A 22566-nucleotide genomic window follows, 5' to 3' on the forward strand; every position below is an offset into this window, starting at 1 on the left:
CTAGTCGATTTGGAGAGTATGAGGTGGGCCTTGCGTGAAGCTGTCTGGCTTGAGCGCCCAGCTTTTTCCCTCGCGTCGAGGGAAAAAAATGCGGCCGCTCAAGGGCGGCCGCAGGTAGAGATCAGCTCCAGTCGATGCAGTAGCCGAGGAAGCGTTTGGAATCGACAGGATCGAAACCCAGCTTCTTGCGCAGCTTCTTGCGAAGCTTGGAAATGTGACTTTCAACGACGTTCTCTTCGACTTCCTCGTCGAAGATCCCGTAGATCGCGTTGAAGATCTGCGTCTTCGATACGCGTCGGCCGCGGTTTGCGACCAAATATTCCAGGATGCGGCGCTCGCGGCGCGGCAAGGGGAAGACGTCGCCGGCGATCTCGGGATCACGGCCGTCGGAGAAGACCTTGATCGGACCGATCTCGGTGAAATTGGTGATTGCCCGCAGACGCCGGCGGATAGCCGCAGCGCGCGCCAGGATTTCACGGGGATGCACGGGCTTACGTACGACGTCATCGACTCCGCAATCGAAGAGCGCCAAAGTAGCCTCCAGGGATGGATGATCGCTGACCGCGATCACCGGCGCCTGGGTCCGGTCACGAATTGCCCGCGGCAATTCGAGGGTCATCTCGCCCTGGCCGAGGACGAACGCCTCAACCGCTGCAATGTCGGAATCGGCCGCTGTATTGACCCATTCCCCGAACTCCCGGGGGTCGAACCCCGTCGAGGGAATCCCCTCGCGTCCAAATAGTGATGTGTATCCGTCTTTCACGAGCTCGCGCTCATCTACCACGACGATCATTCAGCCGCCTCCGAATCAGTGTGGTGTTTCGATGCACCATGGGTACGAATCGGGGGATTCATGAACAACTAGGAGAACTTAACCATAGTAATTAACGATTGATTAACCATTTGGTGCCGATTTGAACTAGATCTAGTATGTTTTGAACTACGCTGACACAATTTTTCGGTGGAAAAGTTAACGCAAGTTTCGCACAAGGTCTTGCATGAGCTCTCGTTACCGCAGTGTCGCCACAATTCGCAAATCGGCACAATCGTGGCTGTCAAACAATCATGGGTTGCTATTCACCGCAAAATTGTCGCGCATTGGGCGTCCAGTTCCCATAGCCCGTGGCAACCAGATTGGAGATCACACGGCACACGTAACGCTTCTGGGCGGGATCATTATTAGGTCCTGCATGATAGCGCGCAACCGCCATCGTCCAGGTTTCATGACGATTGTGAAGGTTGCTGAGGAAGCGAGCGGCATATTCCACGTTGCGCCTCGGGTCAAACATCGCCTCGACTGAGGTAAAGTGCTCCCCGTGGAAGTGCTGATTGATCTGCATGCAGCCGACATCGATCAACTTCGCTCCGCCCATTCTTGCACGCTCGAAGCCGTCGAGAGCAGCATCCAGATCGTCGAAGTAATAGGCTTTGCCCTCGACGTTCATGGCATAGGGGGCAAGACTGCCCTTGCGGCCAGTCTCTGTCAGGCCGACCGAATAGAGAATGCCTTCGGGAACGCCGTATTTGGCAGCGGCCGCGCTGATGGCGCCCTCACAGGCACCGCGACTTGCCTCTACCTCAGACGTAAAGCTGATCAGGGCGAGCGCCGCGATTGCCGGAAGCGGGAACATCCGTCGTATCAGCAACACGCTCATCCGCCATCCTCACGCTATTTCCTGGCGCGTCACCGCGCTGCTGTCGTTCACCGCCCTGATTTCCGGGCTGGAATGCCTGTTGGCCGGACTGCTGGTTCTGCGATCCATTCTGTCCTGCATCTGCGCTGCGATCCGCCGACGGGGTCTGCATGGTCACCTGGACCTGGTCGACGACCAGACCCTGGGCCCGGAGTGCCTTCAGGATGTCGCTCTGATCGTTTGAGAGCTGGCGGAAGGCCGCCGGGTTGTCGACGGTCAGTTGAACACTCAGCTCTTCGCCTGACAGGCGCAGGGTAGCGGTGACACTGCCGAGCTCAATCGGTGTCATCTGGAGCTTCAACGTATGCACGACCTTGCCCTGGCTGGACTGGGCAGCGGCATTGGCGAGCTCTGAGCCGGGCGCCATGGCACCGAGCCACTCATTGTCGCCCAGCATCGCTGCAGTAATGGACGCGGCATTGGATGTGGAGACTGGAGCGATATAGCGGCGGCTATCGACGACCGTGACCGTTTCAACCACTTTCTGCTCGGTCTGCTCCGGAGAAGACGCCCCCTCCCCGCGCAGAACAAGTGGCTGCCCCTTGCCGTCTGCCCGGATGAAGCGGAAATCGCGATCGCCGTCCGAGCTGTCGTCATCCGAAGCGGCGTTATCGGCGGCGTCATGGGCCTTGGCGTCAATAAGGTTCCCGGCGAGAACCTTCTGATCGTCCTTGTCCGACTTGTCGCCCTTGGCTGGCTCTTTGCCCTTCTCGGCGGGATCAATCTTGCCACCCGCCAGAAGCTGAAGCACATCGGCGAGGTCCGCCACCGGAGTTTCGGACGGGGACGCCTCGCCTGCAGCCTGCTCGGTCGCCACTGGTTCGCCTTCACCGGTTTCCTTGCGATCCCGAACGGCCGCCATCGCCTTCGCCAGTTGCGCCTTCAGTTCCGGATCGAGGCCTTCGATCTCGACCTGAGGCTCCTTATCGCCCTGAGCATTTGCTTTGGTCTTGGCCTGCGCCTTGGCGAGAGCCCGGATCAGATCCCCCGTCGAGACGTCATCCGGAAGTGCATCGAGTTCCGCCAGCAAAGCATCATCGATGAAGGATCGTTCACTCGCCCGCGCCATCTTTGCATCTGGCTGATTTACCTCTGCCTCCGAGGCTTCCGTCTCGTCGCGTGTGCGATCCTGCTTCGACGCACCTGCCTCCTGCTCGCCGGATTTGGAGAGCACCTTGGAGAAGCTGCCGTCGTCCGCCGCCTTGTCTGCGCGGCCCGAGCCGCTTGCAGCCGCCGGGCCATCCGTCGCGGGCATTCTGGGGGCGGAAAGTGCGTCCATCATGTTACGGGCCTTCTTTCTGGAGAAGATCGTCGATTGCGTCGAGCTTAGAGCGTCCGGAATCGACGAAGCTACGCAATTCCGGGTCGATTTCGGTTTGCTCGGCAGGAAGTGTCGCGGCTGCGTCGGCGACTGGCTGCGTTGCGTCAGCCTGCGTAACTGAGGCCGGCTCCGGCTGGGCAAACGGATCCTGCAGGTCCGGATCAGCCGATGCGGATTGTGCCGGATCGTCGATGCTCACAGCTTCCGCCAAAGGCGTCTGGGAACGCTGAATGGGTTCGGGTTTGCGCAGGACTTCTTTAGCGATGGTTTCAGCCGCCTGCCTCAAGGCGCGATCCCTGGGCGACAACATGTCTTCCGGGACCTGCATCAAGGCCGCCATCGCGTCGGTGACATTCTCAGTGGGGACACGCACGAGGCTGCCATAGAGTTTCGCCAGAGCGTCGGCACCTTCCTCGGTGCCGGAAAGCAGCTTTGCCTGCTCGGCCGCCATGGTCGCCAGTTGGTTGTGGCCGGCAATGGCCGCCTCACGGGCAATCCGTAGGTAGACCTCACGGCGCCGATCCGCGTCCATGTAGCCGAGTGTGGCTTCGATGTCGGTGGGCTTCAGCACCTCGTAATGCTCCACGACGAAACGGACGAACAGATCAGCGAACTGGCTGGCATAGGGAGAATAGAGGAAGCGACGCGCATAGCCATTGGCGTAAAGCGAGGCCTTGTCGACGATCTTGGCATCGACCGCGACCGCAAGCGACCGTCGCAGGGCCGCTTCCTCTACGATGGTGCCGGGCGCCGTAAGGCGGGCCCAATCGTAGAACTTGAGCGCAGCGGCCGGATCGCGCGTCAGGGTCACATTGCCGGCGACCAGCGCCAGATAGGGGCCGATCTTGTCATTCTTGTATTCGACGGCCATGTCGCCGAGGGTCTTGCCGATGAGAGTACCCTTGCCGCTCAGATACTTGCGCAAGGCATCACTGACCCGGTTGTCGAAGTTGCCCTCGATGTCGCGGGCGACCAGGAATTCCAGGGTTGCCGGATTTCCTCCGCTCATCGCGTAAATCAGGGCTGCATCGACGTTGCGAGGATCCTGGAAAATCTTCGGGTCGGCCGTGCGCAAACGCTCGTCGATCGTGTTGAGCACGAACCGCTGCATGTCGGCTGCAGAATGGTCGCCGCGCACCACAGTATCCTGGACGAATTGCAGCGATCGCAGCATTCGATACGGCTCGATCGCCTCGTCCGTCGACTGCGCATGGCCGAACGATCCGACCGAAAAGACGGTCAGACCGGACAGCAGCAGGCGGAGGGTGAGACGGCGGATGAGCATGGTCAGCCCTGCTCCGCTTCGATCAGGATCTCGATGCGACGGTTGGCGTCTGCGAGCGGATCCTCCGGCACCTGCAGGCGCCGATCGGCAAAGCCGGAGACCTGTTCGACACGATCTTCGTCAAGACCGCCGCGGACCAGCATGAAATAGGCGCTGTGGGCGCGGGCCATGGAAAGCCGCCAGTTGTCATTTTCCGTGCCGCGGAACGGGCGGGCGTCCGTATGGCCACGGATCACGATGCGGCCCGGCTTTTCCTGCAGGATCTGACCGAGTTTCTCCATGGCGACCACCAGTTCCCGGCGTGGCACGGCCGAGCCGAGATTGAACATGGCGGCATCGCTCTGATCGCTGATCGTGACCAGCAAGCCACCTTCCGTCGGCGTGACGATGAGCCCCTCGGCCAGCTTGCCGGCTGCTCCGCCAATGGCATTTGCGATTTCAGCCTTGAGGGTGTCCGCCGCCGCAAGCTGAGCCTCGAGCTCAGCCTCGGCGGTTTCCGGCTTCTCAGCAACTCCCTCGAGCGGCTGTTCGGTCTGGCCGATCTCCGACGCGTCTGCGTCGGCCGGCTTGTCAGCGGCCATCGCTTCTGATGGCGTGGCTGCCGGATCCGGTTTCTGACCGGGCACTACAAGGGCGATCTGCTGTTCGGGCTCGGTCGAAGGTTCAGACGTGTCAGCGTCGGATGGCGAGGCGGTCTGTGCCTGCTCGGCCGGCGTCTGCGCGTCGGTCGGATCGCCCGGCGGACCGTTGGCGGTCTGAACCTGCTGCGTCCAGAAATCCGGATCGAAAGGATCGCGATAGGCCTCACCGCCCTGAGCGCCGGTAGACGGGCCAGAGTCGGCTGCGCCGCCTTCGCCCTTGGCGCTGACATTGGCCTGTTGCCCGACTTCCTGGGCAATTTCAGCCAGAACCGAATAGGGGTTTTCGAAGAAGTCGGCCTCCGAATAATTGGCTTCGTCGCCCGAGGAGGCCGTCTGGTCGTCACCGGTCGCGGCGGCGGAACCTACCTTGTCCTGGTCTTCATCGACCTGGGAGCGTTCCTTCTTCTCTTGGCCCTCGCTGGTTTCGACCGGCTTCTCGAGCCCCTTTTCGGTGGGCTTTTCGTCGGCAAGCTGAATTGGATTGAAGTAACTGGCCACCGTGGCCTTGGTCTCTTCATTGGCAGCATTGACCAGCCACATGACGAGGAAGAAGGCCATCATCGCTGTCATGAAGTCGGCAAAGGCGATCTTCCACGCTCCGCCATGCGCGCCATCGTGGTCACCCTTGCGGCGCTTGACGATGATGATCTGGCTCTTGCCGTGGTGGTGGTTCTCGTCGCTCATGCCAGCACTTTCTTCAGGCTCGCCGTAAAGGCCGAGATGCGGGTGACGAGCGCGGCATCGCCGAATTCAGCCGAGAGATCGAGGTCCGGATCCTCGACATGGCGCAGGAAACTTGTCTGCTCCGGCATTTCCGACTGCAGCTTTTCAAACAGGAGACGAGGCCCCTTGACCTCAATCGTGCCTGCCTCGCCCGCATTTATGGCTGCCTTCAAGAGTTCAGCCAGGTCTTTCACAGCCTTCTCGGCAAGGGCCTCGCCAATCGCCGGAGCGAGCGCAATCGCCGCCTGTTCGCTCACGGCCATCGAGAGCCTCTCGATCACGTCCGGCAGCTTCGTCGCGAGCAGGTCTGCAAATTCATCACGCAGTTTCTGGTCACGCTCGGCCAGCGCCTGCGCGTGGGCTATCTCGATTGCCTGCCGGTCCACCTCGAAACGCTCCGCAGCTGCCTTTTCACCGGCTTCATGACCCTCGGCATAGGCCTCCCGCTTGATGGCCTCGACGTCGACTGCCTCGGGTTCGGGAAGCGCCGGGAAGTCCATGTCGAAGGCATCCACCGACGGCATATCGAAGGCCGGCGCCGGCGGCGCAGGTGGCGCGACCGTTGTCGAAAAGTCCTTGAGATAACGGGCCAAAGGCATGCTCATGGGCAATCGCCTCCATCGGCGACAGATTGGACACGGCTGAAGTGCAATTCCAGGAGAAGAAGATCAAACATCAGCATGTCCGTACGCGTTCTCTCATCTTCAAGGATCGTTCAAAGCTCATTCGGCACGGCTTGGCTTCTGATGCCACGTGCGCTTCCTGAAGCTAGGGGTTCAAACTTGCGCGAAGATGAATGAGGCTGGTGGCGACCTGCTTCAAAACGGCACGGAACCGCTGGATACCAGTATATCCAGCGGTTCAAGGCTTATCGCTGGAAGAGCGTCAGGAGCTTTTCTGCGCTGCTATTGGCGATCGAGAGTGCCTGGATGCCAAGCTGCTGCTGGGTCTGCAACGCCTTCAGACGCGTCGATTCCTCGTTCATGTCGGCATCGACCAGACGGCCAATGCCCTTGTCGATCACGTCCATGAGGTTCGAGACGAAGGTGTCCTGCATCTCGATACGGCTGGTGATGGCGCCGAGGGTGGCGGCGGCATCGGTCAGCTGCTGGATGACGTTGTCGACGACGGCAATCATGTCGTCGAGCGCTTCCTTGGACGTGTTGGTGTTTATCGCGATCTCGTCGCCACCGGTCGGCGCCCCCATGTCGAGGAGGTAATATTCGCGTGCACCGGTACCGGTGTTGCGCAGCACGTCGGCGTCGATTGACTTGGTGAGGAAGCCGCGAGACGCATCCTGGATATCGATCAGCACGGATTCGGCGGTGTCAAAGTCGAGGGTCGTGACCTGAACGCTGCCGTCGGCTCCGCGGACGAAGGAGGAAACGACCTGCTTGGTACCCAACTCCAGCGCATTGGTGTTGTAAAGCCAGTTTTCACCCGAGAAGGATGCGGACTGGGCAGAAGAAATCAGCTGGTTCTTCAGCTGCGTCATTTCTTCGTTGATCTTGTTCTTGTCGACGCCGGGCTCGCTCGCGGCAACCAGCTTTGCCTTGATCGTGGACATCACGTCGACGACATTGTCGAGCGCCGTGTAAGCGGTATCAACGGTTGCCGCACCGAGGCCAAGTGCGTCGGAAACTGTCGAGAGCGCAGCATTGTCGGAACGCATCGTCGTGGCGATTGACCAATAGCCGGCATTGTCGGCTGCCGTTTCGACCCGGTAACCCGACGATACGCGCCGCTGGGTCATCTCGAGATTGTTGTCGATCGAACGAAGTGTCTGCAGCGCCGCCATGGCGGCCGCATTGGTCATAATACTGGTCATGCTTGGTGCCCCTAAGCGTGTCGGACTGCGCATCCGGCGACTTGCCGGCACGACGGGAGGGCATCATGCAAAACGCGCGAACGCGCGATCCCCGTCACTGTTAACAAATCGTTAACAGCGGCAGTTAACAAACAGACCAAGGACATGGCAAGGCACAGGCTTGTCTTTTGTAGTTCAAACGAAATTGCCAAAAGTTTCGCGCAAGGCTCAAACGAAAATCCGCGCCTCTTGCGAGGCGCGGATTCACACCGAGAACATCCGACACTGTCAGGGCGGGACGAAGTCGCCCCTAGCCAGAGCGCCGCTTACTGACGGAAGAGTGTCAGGATGCTTTCGGAAGAGGTGTTGGCGATCGAGAGCGACTGGATGGCCAGCTGCTGCTGGGTCTGCAGCGCCTTGAGGCGGGTCGATTCTTCGTTCATGTCGGCATCGACGAGACGACCGACACCACTGTCAATCGAGTCGGTCAGAGCCGCAACGAAGTCCTCCTGCATGCCGATGCGCATGGAAATCGAACCCAAGGCTGCTGCCGCACTGGTCATCTGCTGCAGGCCGTATTCAACCAGAGACAGGGCTTCCTGCATGCCGGCAGTGGTCAGGCCGGTGATGTCGAGCTGATCGATGGAAACGCCCGCGATTTCAGCCGCGGCTGCACCGACCACGCCGTCATTGTCCCAGTCGACAAAGGCGTCGAAGGTATCGGATACGCTGCCAATGATACCGGAGTTGTAGTCGATCAGGCCGGTCGCGTCGCCACCGAACAGAACTGTCATGCCGTCTGCTGTCGTTGCATCGAGAGAGTAGAGAGTGGTCGACACGGAAACATTGCCGCTGGAGTCGCGAATGAAGCCTGACACAACCGTCACGTCGACGGGTGCCGTGACCGTATCGGGGCCGGTTGCGACCCAGTTCTGGCCGCTGAAGCTCGCCGATTCGGAGATCGAGCGAAGCTGCTCCTGCAGCTGGTCGATTTCTTCCTGAATCTTCGACTTATCGACGCCTTCTTCCGTGGCGGCGACGACCTTTGCCTTGATTTCCTTCATCACCTCGATGGAGCTTTCCATCGCGGCATAGGCCGTATCGATCTTGGCGGCGCCGAGACCAAGTGCGTCCTGGACGGCGGAGAGCGCCATGTTGTCCGAGCGCATCGTTGTTGCGATCGACCAATAGGCGGCGTTGTCGGAAGCTCCGCCGACACGCAGACCGGAGGATACACGCGCCTGGGTATCCTGCATCTTCGAGTCGATGGAACGGAGAGTCTGGAGTGCAGCCATCGCTGCATTGTTCGTCAAAATGCTGGTCACGGTCGTGTCCCTTAAATGGCTAGATTTGGGGACATCCCGGTCTTTCCGGGAACGATGAAGCGGCCTAATGCCCTTAACCAGTTCTTCGTCTTGGTTAACTCATCGTTACATGAGCCCATGTAACGACCGTATGGTTAACGCATGGTTAAAGAGATCTGATAAAATCGTTAAAATGCAAAAAGCCGCCCCGGAGGGCGGCTTCTATTTTCAGACTCTTCGGTCTTAACGGAAGAGCGAAAGGATAACTTCCGAAGAAGAGTTGGCGATCGAGAGCGACTGAACGGCCAGCTGCTGCTGGGTCTGCAGTGCCTTGAGGCGGGTCGATTCTTCGTTCATGTCGGCGTCGACGAGACGACCGACGCCCGAGTCGAGCGAGTCAGACAGCTTGTTGACGAAGTCTTCCTGCAGATCGATGCGCATCGAGATCGAACCAAGGTCAGCGCCGGCGCTTGTCATGTAGGCCAGAGCTGCATCGACGAGCGTCAGGGCTTCTGCCATGGCCGCGCCGTCAAAACCGTTGATGTCCAGCGTGTAGACAGACATACCACCTACGGCGGTCGCTGCGGCGTCGGTACCGGCGGCGGTCGGGTCGAAGTCGGTGGTCGTGAAGTCGGCTGCATTCGTGCCAAGGATACCACTGGTTGTATCAACTGCACCAGTCGCGTCGCCGCCGAACAGAAGGGTCATGCTACCAGCCGTTTCGGCGTCGAGCGTGTAGGATGTGGTCTTTACGGCAACGTTGTTGGCGGCATCACGGACGAAGCCGGATACAACGGTCACCTGGGCAGCGGTCGTCGAAGTGTCAGTGCCACCAGCGATCCAGTTTTCGCCGGAGAAAGAGGCCGAGTCGGCGATCGACTTCAGCTGGCCCTGAAGCTGCGTGATTTCTTCCTGGACCTTGGCCTTGTCGACACCTTCTTCGGTCGCGGTGACCAGCTTGGCCTTGATTTCCTTCACGACATCGATGGCCGATTCCATACCGGCATAAGCGGTATCGATCTTGGAGGCGCCGAGGCCGAGGGCGTCAGACACGGCGGAGAGCGCCATGTTGTCGGACTTCATGGTGGTGGCGATCGACCAATAGGCGGCGTTGTCGGAAGCTTCGCCGACGCGCTGACCAGACGAAACGCGGGCCTGAGTGTCTTCCATGCTGCTGCCGATGGAGCGCAAGGTCTGGAGTGCCGACATGGCGGCGATATTGGTAAGAATGCTCGTCATGGTAGTGTTGCCCCTTGAATGGCTGACTAAGAAGGGACATTCCGGTCTCACCGGTAACGGCGCACAGCATCATGCCTGCTAACTGGCTGATTTTTAATAGTTAGCTCGCCGTTTCGATAGACTTAGATAAAACCATCAAGGTTAATGAAGACCTAAACGAAACGATGTGACGGCAGATTTTCGTTTTTTTTTGCAACCTTCGCGCGTACGCGCGCGTAGCAGATGATGATTAATAAAACGCAAAGGCCGCGTTCGTTTGCGAACGCGGCCTTCGTGTAGCTTCCGTTCCGGTTCAGCCTCCGGAGGGTTAAGCCTTCCCTTCGCACGCCTCTGGTCAGCCACCAAGGCATATCGGCGTCGGGATAGTCTAGCCGGCCCTTACGGGCCGACCTGATCTTGCGATTAACGGAAGAGCGACAGGATGTTCTGCGAGTCGTTGTTCGCGATCGAGAGAGCCTGGATCGCCAGCTGCTGCTGGGTCTGCAGGGCCTTCAGGCGGGTCGACTCTTCGTTCATGTCGGCGTCGACAAGACGGCCAACGCCCTTCTCGATGGCGTCAGACAGCTTGCCTGCGAATTCAGTCTGAAGGTCAATTCGCTTCGAGACCGAGCCGAGTTCAGCGCCAGCGCTCGTCATTTTCTCAAGAGCAGCGTCGACAGATGCGAGAGCCACTTCAAGATCGTCGTTCTCGACGTCGAGGTCGGTGATCTTGATCGACTGCACCGCCGCAGCCGCGCCGCTGACCGTAACGTTGTCGGTGCTCGTCAGGATCGATTCCTGAGCGTCATCGACTTCACCCTGCGCGTCAAAACGGTAGAGCAGGTTGTTCTGATCCAGGGTGTAGGTCGTGGTCTTAACACCGACATTGCCCGATGCATCGCGGATGAAGCCCGACACGACCGTCTTGTCGCCAGCAGTTTCAACCGCCAGCCAGTTTTCGCCGTTGAAGGACGAGCTCTTGGCGATCGACACCAGCTGTTCCTTCAGCTGCGTGATCTCTTCCTGAACCTTGGCCTTGTCAACGCCTTCTTCGGTGGCGGCGACAACCTTGGTCTTGATTTCCTTCATAACGTCGATGGCGGATTCCATACCGGCATATGCGGTATCAACCTTTGCAGCACCAACGCCGAGAGCGTCGGTAACTGCGCCGAGCGCCATGTTGTCAGAGCGCATGCCCGTCGAGATCGACCAGTAGGCAGCGTTGTCGGAGGCCTTGGAAACCTTCATGCCGGTCGAGATGGAGTTCTGCGTGGCTTCCATATTGGAAGCAATGGAGCGCAGGGTGGAGAGCGCGGACATCGCGCTGGAGTTGGTCAGAATGCTGGCCATAGGATTTGTCCCTTAAAAACGAGATACAAGAGGGGACATACCGGACTAAAAGACTTACCGGTCACGGACGTTCGGCATCATGCCTTTTGGTATTTTTCGTTGCTACCAGACCCGTCGTGCGAGGTCCAAACTCGCAGCCAATCCTTGCCAACTTCTTTACAATTGAAGGCAGCTCAAGGGACGCTGATGACGTGGTAAACCGCCCGTAAGGGAGCGTGGTGAATCAACCGTAAGCGGGGATGGTTAACTTAAACGAACGACCGGACGAGACTGCCGACGAGCAGGTTCCAGCCGTCGATCAAGACGAAGAACAGGATCTTGAACGGCAGCGAGATCGAGGTGGGTGGCAGCATCATCATACCCATGGCCATGGTGATGGTTGCCACCACCATGTCGATGACGAGGAAGGGCAGGATGATCAGGAAGCCGATCTCGAAGCCGCGTCGGATTTCCGACAGCATGAAAGCCGGGATGAGGATACGGTAGTCGATCTGGCCGTCCACTATGGTTGCCTGGCCGCGCTCATTGGCAATATCGACGAAAAGCGCGAGATCCCTGTCGCGCGTGTTTGCGGTCATAAAGGCGCGAAACGGCTCGGCAATGAGGGCGACCGCCTCAGCTTCGGTGATCTGATTGTTGATGAGCGGCTGAACGCCTTCACGCCAGGAGCGGTCCATGGTCGGCGCCATGACATAGAAGGTCATGAACAGCGCCATGCTGGTGAGGATCATGTTCGACGGCGTGGTGGCAAGCCCCATGCCGGAGCGAAGAATGGAGAAGGCGATCAGGAAACGCGGGAAACTCGTGACCATGATCAGAATGCCGGGCGCGATCGACAGCACCGTCAGCAGCCCGAAGGTACGAATGATCCACGCCGCCACCGACCCATCGATCGGGGTGTTGAAGATATCCGTCGGCAACTGCTGGGCCACAGCCAGTTGCGGCGCCATCATCATGACAGCGACGAGGAGTAGAAACCGAATCATTCGATCACGAGCGTTCTGAACATCACCTTGGATACGCGGCCTTCCGAGCGCAGGTCAACTCGCTCCTGAAGGTCATCCTTGAGATATTGAAAGCCGCGCGGGCCCTCGACCTGTTGCAGTGATACGGTGCGAAGATAGGCCATGATGTCCTGGTGCACCGCTTCGGCGATCTGGACATCCGGCGGGCCGTTGAACATCAGGGCCACTTCGAGACGGATCCAGTTTTCCGACGGGTATGCGAGGTTTGTCGTGATCGGCTCAAGCGCCACGACACCATTGGCCTCGGTGGAGATCGGAGGAAGTCCCTCCTCGTCTTTCTTGGCCTCACCACCCTTTTCACCGGCCGCCGCTTCAGCGGCCTTGGCTGCGTCTTCGGCCTGCTTCACTTGGGGGGCGAGCATGTTGCCGATCACCCAGCCGCCACCGCCACCGACGGCGGTGAGGACCACGAGCGGGATGACGAGTGCCATCAGCCCGGACTTCTTCTTGGCTTGGCCTTCCTGACCTTCTTCCATGTCTCTTGCCTCCCCCGCGTCAGAACGGCGAGTAGATGTCGACGACCTGCTGGCCGATTGGCGGCTGCTGGACCTCGGTCAGACGGCCGCGACCACCATAGGAGATGCGGGCCTCTGCGATCCGGTCATAAGAGATCTCGTTGTCCGCGTTGACATCCTGCGGCCGGACGATACCGGCGACGTTCAGGATGCGAAGCTCGTGGTTCACGCGCACTTCCTGCGAACCGCTGATCAGCAGGTTGCCGTTTTCGAGCACACCCGTGACGACCGCGGCGACGAGCAGGTTCAAGCGCTCCGAGCGTTCCGTGGAGCCTTTGCCGGACGAACTGGTCGTGGAATCAGTCGACAGATCTCCGGTGGTCCCCGTCGCCGTAGAGAAGCCGAGGAAGTTGGAAATCTCAGCTCCCCAAGACAGGCCCGTATTGTTGTCACGACTGCGATCGGTCTCGTTATTGAACGACGCGCGGTCATTGATCTCAATGTTGACGGTGAGGATGTCGCCGACGTTCAGCGCACGCGCATCCTTGAATAGCGCGGACTGGCTGTCGCTCCACAGGGAATAGCCGCTTGCGGTCTGGGCCTGCTGCTTCGGGTACATCGCCATCTGCGGGGTCTGGCTGTAGCGCAGTCCGGACCCGATCGGGCTCATCGACGGTGCATTGCCGATCTCCTTGATGGTCTGGCTCTGGCAGCCGGCCAGGAGGAGAACGGCCAGCAGTGCCGGGAAACGCTTCATCATGATGGGTCCTTCGATGTATTGGGGTTGCCGGCGCTCGACATGATCGAAGCGACCTGGGCAGCCTTGGCCGGGCTCATCTCTGTCAGGATGAGACTCGACTGGCGCGGCGGCAGTTTCATGATGATGGCGGCCGCCAGCATGACGTTGGTTTCCTCAAGTTGAGGAGCTGCCGCATCCGGCGCCATTTTCCGGTAGATTTCGACGAGCTGCCCTTCGGCCTGCCTCATGAATTCGTTGCGACGGGTCAGCCAGTCCTCGTATTCCGCGCGGCGCTCTTCGAGGATGGCGATGCGGCTGTCCACGTCGGCCTGCAGCTTGTCGAGTTCCTGCTTCTGCAGGAGGTAACGCTGGTCGCGTGCTGCATCGGCGATGCCGGTGCAGAACTGGCGGATTTCGGCTTCTGTCGCACTTCCAAGCGGCTGTTGCTGGCCGACCGCGTTCTGGGCGAAGGCCGGCAAGGTGGCGATGGCAACGACCATAGCCACGTTGCGCAGCGACTTGGCAGAGGGGCGAAGACAATCGAGATGGATCATTGCAGCACGAGCTCCGCTTGCAGCGCACCGGCGGACTTGATGCCCTGCAGGATGGCAATGACGCCGTCCGGCTTGATGCCAATGCTGTTGAGGCCGCTGACGAGGGTTCTGAGATCAGGTCCATCGACGATTGCGATCTGATCGCCTTCCTGCCGGATCGAGATATCTGTCTGCGGCTGGACAGCCGTCTCACCGCGCGAGAACGCCTCTGGCTGAATGATCTGCGGGGTTTCCTGCACCTGAACGGTCAGCGTTCCATAGCTCACGGCAACGCGCGAGACACGGACATCGGCGCCGATGACGATGGTACCGGTACGCTCGTTGATGACGACACGGGCCGGCGAATCCGTTGCGACGACCAGGTTTTCGATATCGGCCATCAGGCGGGCGAGGTCGGCCGTGCGGGGTTTCTGGACAACCACTTCCTGGCTGTCGCGTGCCTCGGCGATCGGCGCGCCGTAGTTGGCAGCCGCATAGGCGTTGATCGTATCAGCGATACGAAGCGACGTGGTGAAGTCGGCGTTGCGGAGCTGCAGCACGAGATTGACGCTATCCTTGAACTTGGACGGCAGTTCGCGCTCGATGATGGCACCCGTCGGCACGCGGCCGGAGGTGGTAATGCCTTGCTGCACGGCTGCAGCATCGCCCTGGGCATTGAAGCCCGATACGACGACAGACCCCTGCGCAACGGCGTAGATCTGACCGTCAGCGCCGGTCAGCGACGTCATGACCAGCGTGCCACCGCGCAGAGACGTTGCGTCACCCAGCGAGCTCACGGTCACGTCGATGCGGCTTCCGGGGCTTGCGAAAGGCGGCAGATTGGCGGTGACCATGACGGCCGCGACGTTCTTGGCGTTCGACTGCCCGCCCTGCGTTGAAATGCCAAGGTTCTGGAGCATCGCGCGCATCGACTGGTCGGTAAACGGCGAAGAACGCAGGCTGTCGCCGGTTCCCTGCAGACCGACCACGAGGCCATAACCGATGAGCTGGTTGTCTCGTCCGGACTGGAGCGAGGCGATGTCCTTGATGCGCGAATTGGCGCTCATGGCCGGCTCGAGGGGAGCCAAGACCAGCGCCAGCGCGCAGAGCGCAATCCGCATGGGAGCAATCAATCTCATTTTGCCATCACCTGTACCGTGCCATCCGCCATGACCGTGCCAGACACGATCGAGCCGGAATCGATATTGCGCACCTTCACGACCTCGCCGACCGAGGCGTCGGTCAGCGGCGTACCGCTGGCGCTGATCAGCATGGTGCCGATCGAGAAGGTCAGACGAACGCTGCTTCCGCGCTTGACCGCAAACGCTTCGCGGAGGCCATGGACCGGAATGGTCCGACCGGGGAGCAAGGTGCGCTTGGCCACCATGCCGACCACTTCTTCCCTGGTGCGGGCATAGCCTCCGGCCAGATTCGGATTGGTTACGGGAACCACATCGACCTGCTCGGATGCAATGGTTTCGCCTGGATAGATCACCTGTTTGGGGATCACGGCCGTGTTCTGCGCCAGGGCAGTGCCGGCGCCGAGAGCCATGGCGGCGACGGCGACAGCCATCGCGCGCAAGGCATGTCCGAATTTCCGGCGAAACCTCATGTTTGCCTCCAGTTGTCTTACTTGAGGTTCTTGCTGACGATCTGAGCCATCTCGTCGGCAGTGGTGATGACCTTGGAATTCATCTCGTAGGCGCGCTGGGCCGAGATCATGTCCGTGATCTCCTTCACCGAGTCGACGTTCGAAGCTTCCAGGTAGGACTGCTTGATGTAGCCGAAGCCCGGATCTTCCGGCGCACCCACGATTGCGGCACCCGAGGCTGCGGTTTCGGCGAACAGGTTGTCACCGAGCGGCTTCAGACCGGCTTCGTTGACGAAGTTGGCGATGGTCAGCTGTCCGAGGTCGGTGTAGTCGGCATCGTTGCCGATGCGGGCCTGAACCTGGCCTGTCCGGCTGATCACCACTTCGCTGGCATCCTGCGGGATCGTGATCTGCGGCGTGACGAGGTAACCGTCGATCGTGACCAGCTGGCCCTCGGCATTCATGTTGAATGCACCGGAGCGGCTGTAGAGCGTTGCACCGTCAGGGCTTTCGATCTGGAACCAGCCGCGGCCGATGAGCGCGAGGTCCAATTCGTTACCGGTCTGCGTCAGCTGACCCTGGGTATGAATATTGCGGACGGCCGCCGTCTGCACGCCAAGACCGATGTTGGCGCCTTCCGGCACGATCGCCTGGTTTGCGCGGTTCGGTACGCCTTGGGCCCGCTCCGTCTGGTAGAGGAGGTCGGAAAACTCAGCACGTGCGCGCTTGAAGCCCGTCGTGTTGATGTTGGCGATGTTGTTGGCGATGACCTCAAGATTGGTCTGCTGGGCATCCATACCCGTGGCTGCGATGGCGAGCGCTCTCATAGTTCGGTACCCCTGTCAGATCTGCATCTTGGTGATTTCGAGATAGGCGTTGACGATCTTGTCGCGGAACGCGATCGCCGTCTGGAGCGATTGCTCGGCCTGCATGACGGCATCGACCACTTCGCGGGTCGTCGCCTTGCCCAGTATCCCATCGAAGGAGACCTGTTCAGCCTGCTTCAGGTTGTTGGCTGCGCCCGACGCAACATTGCTCAGCGCTGCCATGAAGGTCTCGCCGGTCATGGTGCCAGGCGTCGTACCCTCGGTGGTCAGGCCCTTGGACGAAAACGAGCTGGACAGTGAATCCAGGCCACCGATGCCCAATGCGCTGGTCTTCGTGATAGATTCGATCATTGCGAGGCCCTCAGGAGCGCGATTGTCTGAGAGAGCATTTCACGAGTCTGCTTGATGGTTTGCAGATTCGCTTCATACGTGCGGTTGGATTCACGCATGTCAGCCATCTCGATCAGAATGTTGACGTTCGGCATCTTGACGATGCCGCGCTCGTCAGCCGCCGGGTTACCCGGATCGTATTCCGCAATGAAATCACTCTGATCCACGCCGAGCTTCTTGACCTCGACGGTCTGTGCACCCGTCACGCGATCCAGCTCGGCACCAAAGGTAATCGTCTTGCGGCGATAGGGATCAGCGCCAGGCGTATCGCCCGTGGTGCGCGCATTGGCGATGTTTTCCGATACAATGCGAAGGCGGGTCGACTGGGCTTCCAGCCCGCTTCCCGCAACCCGCAAGGTTGCCATCAATGGATCAGTCATCAGCGTTTCACCGTCATTAGCATCATGCGATGGAAGGAGGAGACCAACGAGGTATTCAGCTCGTGGTTGCGTTTGTTTTCACCGGTCTTTCTCAGTTCGTCCGAGAGCGCGACCGTGTTGCCCGATTCCTGAATGCCGATCTCGTTGTTGAGATCTTCGTCCTCGACGGCGATGTTACGATCGCTGAAGTCGTTGGCAGCCATGTGGCCCGGCTGGGTGACGGCCATGCCCTGCACGGTGCTCGTCCGGTCCAGGACCGCACTGAAGGGCGTGATATCCTTGGCCAGAAATTTCGGGGTATTGGCGTTGGCAATGTTGGTCGCCACGACCTGCTGCCGCACCGAAAGCCATTCCGACTGTCGGGATGCCAGCTCGAACAACTGGATGGGATTCATGGGCGTTACTCCGTCTTTTACTGATCGGAGCCTAGGCCCTTAATCTTGCGTGGGACTTGCCCGCCCCGCGCCTTTTCAATTGTTTCGAACAACTTCGCCGGTCGAGGTTACAATGACCCATTTTCCGTCACGCTGCTCAAGCGTGGCGACACGGCTGTTGTCGGGCAGGATCGAACCCACCCGCACGAGAAACATGCCGGACTTGTCTTCGATCAGCGCACGACCATTGGCGACATGCAAAAGACGGAAGCCGCTTTTTCCCGGAAATGGCTGCGCGCTCGGCACATCGAGCGCTTCCGGCTGTTCCCGCCCCAAGGTCGGGACGGTCGCGGTGACGATCTGGTCAACCGCCTCCACCTCGCCCTCGCCCTCGCTATTATCTTCATCATCATCGTTGTCCACGAGAGCAAGCGGCGATACGCTGAAGACGTTGCGTCCCGGGCCCTCGGGCAGATCACGCGTAGGCCCCCACTCGGCAAGCCGGACGCCGAATTTCCCTTCATTGAAGAAAACGTACCAGGGAAACAGCGCGGCACTGCATGCCAGCGCAATGCCGGTGAAGGCCAGAACACGGTCAACGGGCGGAACACGGCGCTTCGCCAAGACCGGTCGCAGCGGAGCCACGGGCTCGTCAGCATCGAAATCGGTCATGGTCACCCCCTTTGTCTCATGCCTTGCCCGCCGGCAGCCGCCTTGAGAGCGTTTGCCAGATCGGCGTAGGCATCAAGTGCCGGTTTCTCGCCCGGCGTCTGCTTCAGAATGTCGTAGATGACCGGCACCTGCTTGATCGCCATGTCCAGATCGGGGTCGGAACCATTGCGGTAGCCGCCGATCAGGCGCAGGTCTCGGGTTTCCTCGAAGCGATGAATGAGCGCCTTGAGGCGCGACACCAGCTTCTCCTGCTCGGGCGTCCAGGCCTTGCGGGCCAGACGGGAGATCGATGTCAAAGGATTGATCGGCGGATAACGTCCCTCGTCGGCAAGGGCGCGATCAAGCACGATGTGACCGTCGAGGATACCGCGTGTCGAGTCGGCAATCGGGTCGTTGTGGTTGTCGCCGTCGACGAGGATCGAGATGATCGCGGTGATGGTTCCCGCCGCTTCCGCGCCCGGACCGGCACGCTCAAGAAGGCGTGGCAATTCCGTGAAGACCGAGGCCGGATAACCGCGGGCAATCGGTGGCTCGCCGGCGGCCGTGGCCACCTCGCGGATTGCATGGGCAAAACGCGTGACACTGTCGACGATGAAGAGAACGTTCTGGCCCTTGTCGCGGAAGTGCTCGGCAATGGTGATCGCCGTCAGCGGCGCCATCTTTCTGAGCATCGGGCTCTCGTCGCTGGTCGCGACCACAGCGATCGATTTCGCCATGTTGTCGCCGAGCGTGTCCTCGATGAATTCGCGCACTTCGCGACCACGTTCGCCGACCAGGGCGATGACGACCTTGTCGAAGGCATCGGCGCGGGCGAGCATGGACAGAAGCGTCGACTTGCCGACGCCGGACCCGGCGAAGATGCCAAGACGCTGGCCGAGGCAAAGCGGCGAGAAGATGTCGATTGCACGAACACCGGTCTTGAAACCGGTCTCGACACGCTGCCGTGTCATGGAAGGTGGTGCCGTCGTCGAGATTGGACGACGCTCGGGTCCAGGCGCCAGCGCCGGACCGTTGTCGATGGGATCGCCCAGCGCGTTGATGGTGCGGCCACACCAGCTGTCGTCGGGTGCGATGCGGAAGGCACCCTTGCGGATCACGACATCGTGGATGCCGATGGGTTCGCCGGGTTCGATCGGGCAGACGTAACAGACATCCGGCTCTACACGCACGACCTCGCCGAGATGCACGCCCGTCGACGAACGGTGCGCGACGAATTCACCGAGGCGGACATGGCGCGAGAGGCCGGTTACCGTGTAGTGCCCGGCTGCGATGGTGCGAACATGGCCGCCCTGCGTGACGGAATTGCTCGGCCGGGAATAACGCTGCGCCAACGCCGCCAGTTGCCCGAGCTTGGGTGACAGCGGAAATTCGTCTGGTGTCGGCGCGCTCATGATTATCCGCTTTCAGGCTTAGTTGCCGCCGCCGAGGACCTTGATCGCCTCGCTCATGGTATTCTCGCTCGAACTGATCAGAGCGCTGATGGCTTCGAAAGCGCGATTGACCTGGATGAGCTGGGTCATTTCGCCGATGCCGTTGACGTTGGAGTTTTCGACATAGCCCTGAAGAATCGAGATTTCCGGGTTGTCGACGACCGGCTGCGGGTTGTCGACGGTGGTCACGCCGCTGTTCTCATATCGAAGGAAGCCGTTGCGCACGTCCGCAGTGAAGATGCCGAGCGTGGCGACGACACGACCGTCCTGTATGATCTGACCACTGGCCCCGACTTCCGGCGGACCGCCGGCGCGGTTGAGCTGGATCGGCGCGCCACCGGCATCGAGAACCGGGTAGCCACGGGTCGAAACCAGCTCGCCAGTGTCAGTCATGGTGAAACGGCCATCGCGTGTCAGCACCTGGCCGACCGGTGTGTCGATTGAAAACCAGGCGTCACCCTTGATCGCGAAGTCCAGCACATTGCCGGTCTCGCGCAGTTCGCCGCTCTTGGTCGACAGATAGTCGTTGCCCTGGCTCACGAATGCGATTTTCGCATTAAGCTCATTGCCGGTTCGGCTCAGCATCTCGTCGAATTTCACATCCGTCGAGCGAAAGCCCACCGTGTTCACATTGGCCATGTTGTCGGCGATGGTGGTGAGACGACGCTCAAGGGCCATCTGCGACGACAGGGACACATAGATACCGGATTGCACCGCTTTGCCTCCGCAAGTGAATAATATCAGTAAATCATTATTTAACGCAGGATAGCCTACGCTCCATTCCACTCTTCTTGCGGCAAAAGGCTTGCGCGAAACTGTCGAGACGGAACCAGGCCTTAAGAAGCGGGGACACCCAAAAGGAAACCCTGATTCAGCCTCACGCAAGGCAGGTGCCTTATCGCTCAAAGTGAATAGTAACGTTCGGGTACGGGCAAAATGAACATTATCATCGGATTCGTGATCACTCTGGGCTGCGTGCTCGGCGGCTACATGGCCATGGGTGGCAAGCTCGCCGTGCTCAACCAGCCGTTCGAGCTGCTCATCATCGGAGGCGCGGGCGTCGGCGGCTTCATCATGGCTAACTCCATGAAGGTCATAAAGGATACCGGAAAGGCTGTTGGCGAAGCCATAAAGTACAAGGTACCCAAGGAACGCGACTATCTGGACGTGCTGGGTGTTCTCTATTCTCTGATGCGTGACCTTCGCACGAAGTCGCGCAACGAGATCGAAGCCCATATCGACAACCCGGAAGAATCCTCGATCTTCACGGCAGCTCCGAACCTGCTGAAGAACAAGGAACTGACCTCCTTCATCTGCGACTATGTCCGCCTGATCATCATCGGCAATGCCCGCAGCCACGAGATCGAAGCGCTGATGGACGAAGAGATCGAGACGATTCTCTACGACAAGATGAAACCCTATTATTCGCTGAACACGGTCGGTGACGCCTTCCCGGCCATCGGTATCATCGCGGCCGTGCTCGGGATCATCAAGACCATGGGCTACATCAACGAATCGCCAGAGGTGATCGGCGGCCTGGTTGGCGCCGCACTGGTCGGCACCATGCTCGGTATCTTCCTGTCCTACTGCCTCGTCAGCCCGCTGATCGCACAGATAAAGGTCGTCCGCACCAAGCAGCATCGCCTCTACATCATCGTGAAGCAGACACTGCTTGCCTACATGAACGGCTCGGTGCCGCAGGTGGCACTCGAATACGGCCGCAAGACAATTTCCTCCCATGAGCGTCCGTCGATCGACGCCGTCGAGCAGGAAATGATGAACCCGGGTGGCGGCGGTGAAAGCAAGGCAGCTTGATCATGACCGAGACCATCCCTGAGACAGCACCCAGCATGGACCGCGCGCTTCTCGCCAAACTGACCGGCGGGCTGGGCGATTCGAAAACCCTGCAGCGCCTGTGCAGCGACTTCGGCCAGCTCTATGTCGAGTTCCTGCCGGACGTCTTCCACAGCGAGACCGGGCTCACCATGCAGGTTCACTACAACGGCCACGAAAGCGGCCTGATGACGGACCTGGTTGCCGATCTCGGCGACAATGTCTCGCTTGCCGACGGGCAATTGCGCAACTGGTCACCGAACTTCGTGCTGGCATGCGGCAACAGCTTCGTCATCACGCTGATGGAAAATCTTCTCGGTGCCCTGCCGGAGACGATCCAGGAGCCGATCGAGCGCCCTCTGTCGCAGATCGAACTCGATCTGGCCGTCATGGTTTTCGACAAGATCGCAAACGTTCTGCGCTCGGGCGTCAACGCGCCCGGCGGGTTCGAGCCGCTGCTCGAAAAGGCTCACAATGCCGAAGATCGTCAGAAGCTGGAAGAAGACCATGTTGACGAATACGCGGTGACAGTGAAGCTCGGCATCACGCTTGGCACGGTCACCTCGGAATTCTACCTGATGATTCCGCAGAAGGCGCTCCTCAAGACTGTCGTCACGATGCCGAAGTCGAAGAACCAGGCCAGCAAGTCGAAGAAGGAATGGCAGGAACAGATCGCCGAGCAGGTTCGTCGCTCCCAGGTCACCCTGGAAGCCCGGGTCCGACTCGATTCGCTGACGCTCGCCACCGTTTCGCGCCTCGTCGCCGGCGACGTCATTCCCTTCCACGACAAGGGCGACGTGATGGTGGATGTCAGCGCCAACGGCAAGAATCTCTACCGCTGCGAGTTCGGCCGCGCAGGCGATCGATACACCGTGCGCGTAAAGGACAATGTGAGCAGCGAAGATGAGATTCTAAAGCATTTGATGAGCTAGCAATTTACCGGGGCTCGCCGCACGGCAGCTTGAGGCAAGTTT

The 22566-nt window shown here is 60.0% G+C and carries 25 protein-coding genes; 2 read left to right on the forward strand and 23 right to left on the reverse strand.

Translation table 11 applies throughout. From position 1 onward, the window contains the following. Positions 1-121 precede the first annotated feature (121 nt). The 23 genes from rem to flgF form a co-directional block, all read right to left on the reverse strand. Complete coding sequence (gene rem, locus BSY240_RS10415) at positions 122-793, reverse strand: transcriptional activator Rem (protein ID WP_054150838.1); 672 nt, start codon at positions 791-793, stop codon at positions 122-124. A gap of 280 nt (positions 794-1073) precedes the next feature. Next, complete coding sequence (locus tag BSY240_RS10420; protein WP_054150839.1) at positions 1074-1631, reverse strand: transglycosylase SLT domain-containing protein; 558 nt, start codon at positions 1629-1631, stop codon at positions 1074-1076. Then, positions 1579-2976, reverse strand: coding sequence for a flagellar hook-length control protein FliK (locus BSY240_RS10425; RefSeq protein ID WP_069042260.1), 1398 nt, complete (start codon positions 2974-2976; stop codon positions 1579-1581). Before BSY240_RS10425 ends, BSY240_RS10420 begins: the two co-directional genes overlap by 53 nt. Position 2977: 1 nt before the next feature. Continuing rightward, the gene (motC, locus tag BSY240_RS10430) at positions 2978-4300 is read right to left on the reverse strand and encodes a chemotaxis protein MotC (RefSeq protein WP_069042261.1); all 1323 of its coding nucleotides are present in this window, start codon (positions 4298-4300) and stop codon (positions 2978-2980) included. A 2-nt stretch (positions 4301-4302) separates the two neighbouring features. Next, complete coding sequence (locus BSY240_RS10435) at positions 4303-5625, reverse strand: MotB family protein (RefSeq protein ID WP_069042262.1); 1323 nt, start codon at positions 5623-5625, stop codon at positions 4303-4305. After that, positions 5622-6269 (reverse strand): GTPase, encoded by a 648-nt coding sequence (locus BSY240_RS10440; RefSeq protein WP_069042263.1) that lies wholly within the window; start codon positions 6267-6269, stop codon positions 5622-5624. Before BSY240_RS10440 ends, BSY240_RS10435 begins: the two co-directional genes overlap by 4 nt. A 263-nt stretch (positions 6270-6532) precedes the next feature. Continuing rightward, positions 6533-7492, reverse strand: a complete 960-nt coding sequence (locus tag BSY240_RS10445) for a flagellin N-terminal helical domain-containing protein (protein ID WP_054150844.1) — start codon at positions 7490-7492, stop codon at positions 6533-6535. A 305-nt stretch (positions 7493-7797) separates the two neighbouring features. Next, entirely contained in the window at positions 7798-8796 is a 999-nt protein-coding gene (locus BSY240_RS10450) for a flagellin N-terminal helical domain-containing protein (protein WP_054150845.1), read from the reverse strand. Between the two features lie 222 nt (positions 8797-9018). Then, positions 9019-10014, reverse strand: a complete 996-nt coding sequence (locus tag BSY240_RS10455; RefSeq protein WP_069042264.1) for a flagellin N-terminal helical domain-containing protein — start codon at positions 10012-10014, stop codon at positions 9019-9021. Between the two features lie 402 nt (positions 10015-10416). Next, a complete protein-coding gene (locus BSY240_RS10460) occupies positions 10417-11343 on the reverse strand; it encodes a flagellin N-terminal helical domain-containing protein (protein ID WP_069042265.1) in 927 nt (308 codons plus the stop codon). A 248-nt stretch (positions 11344-11591) separates the two neighbouring features. Then, complete coding sequence (gene fliP, locus BSY240_RS10465) at positions 11592-12329, reverse strand: flagellar type III secretion system pore protein FliP (RefSeq protein WP_069042266.1); 738 nt, start codon at positions 12327-12329, stop codon at positions 11592-11594. Next, on the reverse strand, positions 12326-12844 hold the full coding sequence (locus BSY240_RS10470; protein ID WP_069042267.1) for a flagellar basal body-associated FliL family protein: 519 nt from the start codon (positions 12842-12844) through the stop codon (positions 12326-12328). The genes fliP and BSY240_RS10470 overlap by 4 nt, the downstream gene beginning before the upstream one ends. A 19-nt stretch (positions 12845-12863) precedes the next feature. After that, the gene (gene flgH, locus BSY240_RS10475; RefSeq protein ID WP_069042268.1) at positions 12864-13583 is read right to left on the reverse strand and encodes a flagellar basal body L-ring protein FlgH; all 720 of its coding nucleotides are present in this window, start codon (positions 13581-13583) and stop codon (positions 12864-12866) included. Continuing rightward, positions 13580-14116: a MotE family protein gene (locus tag BSY240_RS10480; RefSeq protein ID WP_069042269.1), complete on the reverse strand. Its 537-nt coding sequence runs from the start codon at positions 14114-14116 to the stop codon at positions 13580-13582. Before BSY240_RS10480 ends, flgH begins: the two co-directional genes overlap by 4 nt. Then, positions 14113-15216 (reverse strand): flagellar basal body P-ring protein FlgI, encoded by a 1104-nt coding sequence (locus tag BSY240_RS10485; RefSeq protein ID WP_371418506.1) that lies wholly within the window; start codon positions 15214-15216, stop codon positions 14113-14115. Before BSY240_RS10485 ends, BSY240_RS10480 begins: the two co-directional genes overlap by 4 nt. A gap of 14 nt (positions 15217-15230) precedes the next feature. Then, positions 15231-15707, reverse strand: a complete 477-nt coding sequence (gene flgA / locus BSY240_RS10490) for a flagellar basal body P-ring formation chaperone FlgA (protein WP_069042271.1) — start codon at positions 15705-15707, stop codon at positions 15231-15233. A 17-nt stretch (positions 15708-15724) separates the two neighbouring features. Continuing rightward, positions 15725-16513 (reverse strand): flagellar basal-body rod protein FlgG, encoded by a 789-nt coding sequence (gene flgG / locus BSY240_RS10495; RefSeq protein ID WP_006726361.1) that lies wholly within the window; start codon positions 16511-16513, stop codon positions 15725-15727. Positions 16514-16528: 15 nt separating this feature from the next. Then, positions 16529-16864 carry a flagellar hook-basal body complex protein FliE gene (locus BSY240_RS10500; protein ID WP_054150854.1) on the reverse strand — a complete coding sequence of 112 codons (336 nt, stop codon included), beginning with the start codon at positions 16862-16864 and terminating at the stop codon, positions 16529-16531. Beyond that, a complete protein-coding gene (flgC, locus tag BSY240_RS10505; protein WP_054150855.1) occupies positions 16861-17283 on the reverse strand; it encodes a flagellar basal body rod protein FlgC in 423 nt (140 codons plus the stop codon). Before flgC ends, BSY240_RS10500 begins: the two co-directional genes overlap by 4 nt. After that, positions 17283-17678, reverse strand: coding sequence for a flagellar basal body rod protein FlgB (gene flgB, locus BSY240_RS10510; protein ID WP_054150856.1), 396 nt, complete (start codon positions 17676-17678; stop codon positions 17283-17285). Before flgB ends, flgC begins: the two co-directional genes overlap by 1 nt. Positions 17679-17753: 75 nt before the next feature. Beyond that, on the reverse strand, positions 17754-18329 hold the full coding sequence (locus BSY240_RS10515; protein ID WP_069042272.1) for a flagellar protein: 576 nt from the start codon (positions 18327-18329) through the stop codon (positions 17754-17756). 2 nt (positions 18330-18331) lie between these two features. Next, complete coding sequence (fliI, locus tag BSY240_RS10520; RefSeq protein ID WP_069042273.1) at positions 18332-19720, reverse strand: flagellar protein export ATPase FliI; 1389 nt, start codon at positions 19718-19720, stop codon at positions 18332-18334. An 18-nt stretch (positions 19721-19738) separates the two neighbouring features. Further along, on the reverse strand, positions 19739-20473 hold the full coding sequence (flgF, locus tag BSY240_RS10525) for a flagellar basal-body rod protein FlgF (protein WP_054150859.1): 735 nt from the start codon (positions 20471-20473) through the stop codon (positions 19739-19741). A gap of 222 nt (positions 20474-20695) precedes the next feature. Here flgF and motA point away from each other — a divergent pair, with 222 nt between their 5' ends. Together motA and BSY240_RS10535 are read left to right on the forward strand one after the other, a co-directional pair. After that, positions 20696-21574 carry a flagellar motor stator protein MotA gene (gene motA / locus BSY240_RS10530; RefSeq protein ID WP_054150860.1) on the forward strand — a complete coding sequence of 293 codons (879 nt, stop codon included), beginning with the start codon at positions 20696-20698 and terminating at the stop codon, positions 21572-21574. A gap of 2 nt (positions 21575-21576) precedes the next feature. Next, positions 21577-22524 carry a FliM/FliN family flagellar motor switch protein gene (locus tag BSY240_RS10535; protein ID WP_054150861.1) on the forward strand — a complete coding sequence of 316 codons (948 nt, stop codon included), beginning with the start codon at positions 21577-21579 and terminating at the stop codon, positions 22522-22524. Positions 22525-22566 lie beyond the last annotated feature (42 nt).

This window comes from Agrobacterium sp. RAC06, from assembly GCF_001713475.1.
Lineage (GTDB): Bacteria > Pseudomonadota > Alphaproteobacteria > Rhizobiales > Rhizobiaceae > Allorhizobium.

Coding starts and splice junctions, on each gene's coding strand:
- motA (WP_054150860.1), top strand. CDS start 20,696: ATGAACATTATCATCGGATTCGTGATCACTCTGGGCTGCGTGCTCGGC.
- BSY240_RS10420 (WP_054150839.1), bottom strand. CDS start 1,631: ATGTTCCCGCTTCCGGCAATCGCGGCGCTCGCCCTGATCAGCTTTACG.
- BSY240_RS10445 (WP_054150844.1), bottom strand. CDS start 7,492: ATGACCAGTATTATGACCAATGCGGCCGCCATGGCGGCGCTGCAGACA.
- BSY240_RS10535 (WP_054150861.1), top strand. CDS start 21,577: ATGACCGAGACCATCCCTGAGACAGCACCCAGCATGGACCGCGCGCTT.
- BSY240_RS10480 (WP_069042269.1), bottom strand. CDS start 14,116: ATGATCCATCTCGATTGTCTTCGCCCCTCTGCCAAGTCGCTGCGCAAC.
- rem (WP_054150838.1), bottom strand. CDS start 793: ATGATCGTCGTGGTAGATGAGCGCGAGCTCGTGAAAGACGGATACACA.
- flgG (WP_006726361.1), bottom strand. CDS start 16,513: ATGAGAGCGCTCGCCATCGCAGCCACGGGTATGGATGCCCAGCAGACC.
- fliP (WP_069042266.1), bottom strand. CDS start 12,329: ATGATTCGGTTTCTACTCCTCGTCGCTGTCATGATGATGGCGCCGCAA.
- BSY240_RS10485 (WP_371418506.1), bottom strand. CDS start 15,216: ATGCGGATTGCGCTCTGCGCGCTGGCGCTGGTCTTGGCTCCCCTCGAG.
- BSY240_RS10435 (WP_069042262.1), bottom strand. CDS start 5,625: ATGAGCGACGAGAACCACCACCACGGCAAGAGCCAGATCATCATCGTC.
- fliI (WP_069042273.1), bottom strand. CDS start 19,720: ATGAGCGCGCCGACACCAGACGAATTTCCGCTGTCACCCAAGCTCGGG.
- BSY240_RS10500 (WP_054150854.1), bottom strand. CDS start 16,864: ATGATCGAATCTATCACGAAGACCAGCGCATTGGGCATCGGTGGCCTG.
- BSY240_RS10440 (WP_069042263.1), bottom strand. CDS start 6,269: ATGAGCATGCCTTTGGCCCGTTATCTCAAGGACTTTTCGACAACGGTC.
- flgH (WP_069042268.1), bottom strand. CDS start 13,583: ATGATGAAGCGTTTCCCGGCACTGCTGGCCGTTCTCCTCCTGGCCGGC.
- BSY240_RS10455 (WP_069042264.1), bottom strand. CDS start 10,014: ATGACGAGCATTCTTACCAATATCGCCGCCATGTCGGCACTCCAGACC.
- motC (WP_069042261.1), bottom strand. CDS start 4,300: ATGCTCATCCGCCGTCTCACCCTCCGCCTGCTGCTGTCCGGTCTGACC.
- BSY240_RS10470 (WP_069042267.1), bottom strand. CDS start 12,844: ATGGAAGAAGGTCAGGAAGGCCAAGCCAAGAAGAAGTCCGGGCTGATG.
- flgA (WP_069042271.1), bottom strand. CDS start 15,707: ATGAGGTTTCGCCGGAAATTCGGACATGCCTTGCGCGCGATGGCTGTC.
- BSY240_RS10515 (WP_069042272.1), bottom strand. CDS start 18,329: ATGACCGATTTCGATGCTGACGAGCCCGTGGCTCCGCTGCGACCGGTC.
- BSY240_RS10460 (WP_069042265.1), bottom strand. CDS start 11,343: ATGGCCAGCATTCTGACCAACTCCAGCGCGATGTCCGCGCTCTCCACC.
- flgB (WP_054150856.1), bottom strand. CDS start 17,678: ATGAATCCCATCCAGTTGTTCGAGCTGGCATCCCGACAGTCGGAATGG.
- flgC (WP_054150855.1), bottom strand. CDS start 17,283: ATGACTGATCCATTGATGGCAACCTTGCGGGTTGCGGGAAGCGGGCTG.
- BSY240_RS10425 (WP_069042260.1), bottom strand. CDS start 2,976: ATGATGGACGCACTTTCCGCCCCCAGAATGCCCGCGACGGATGGCCCG.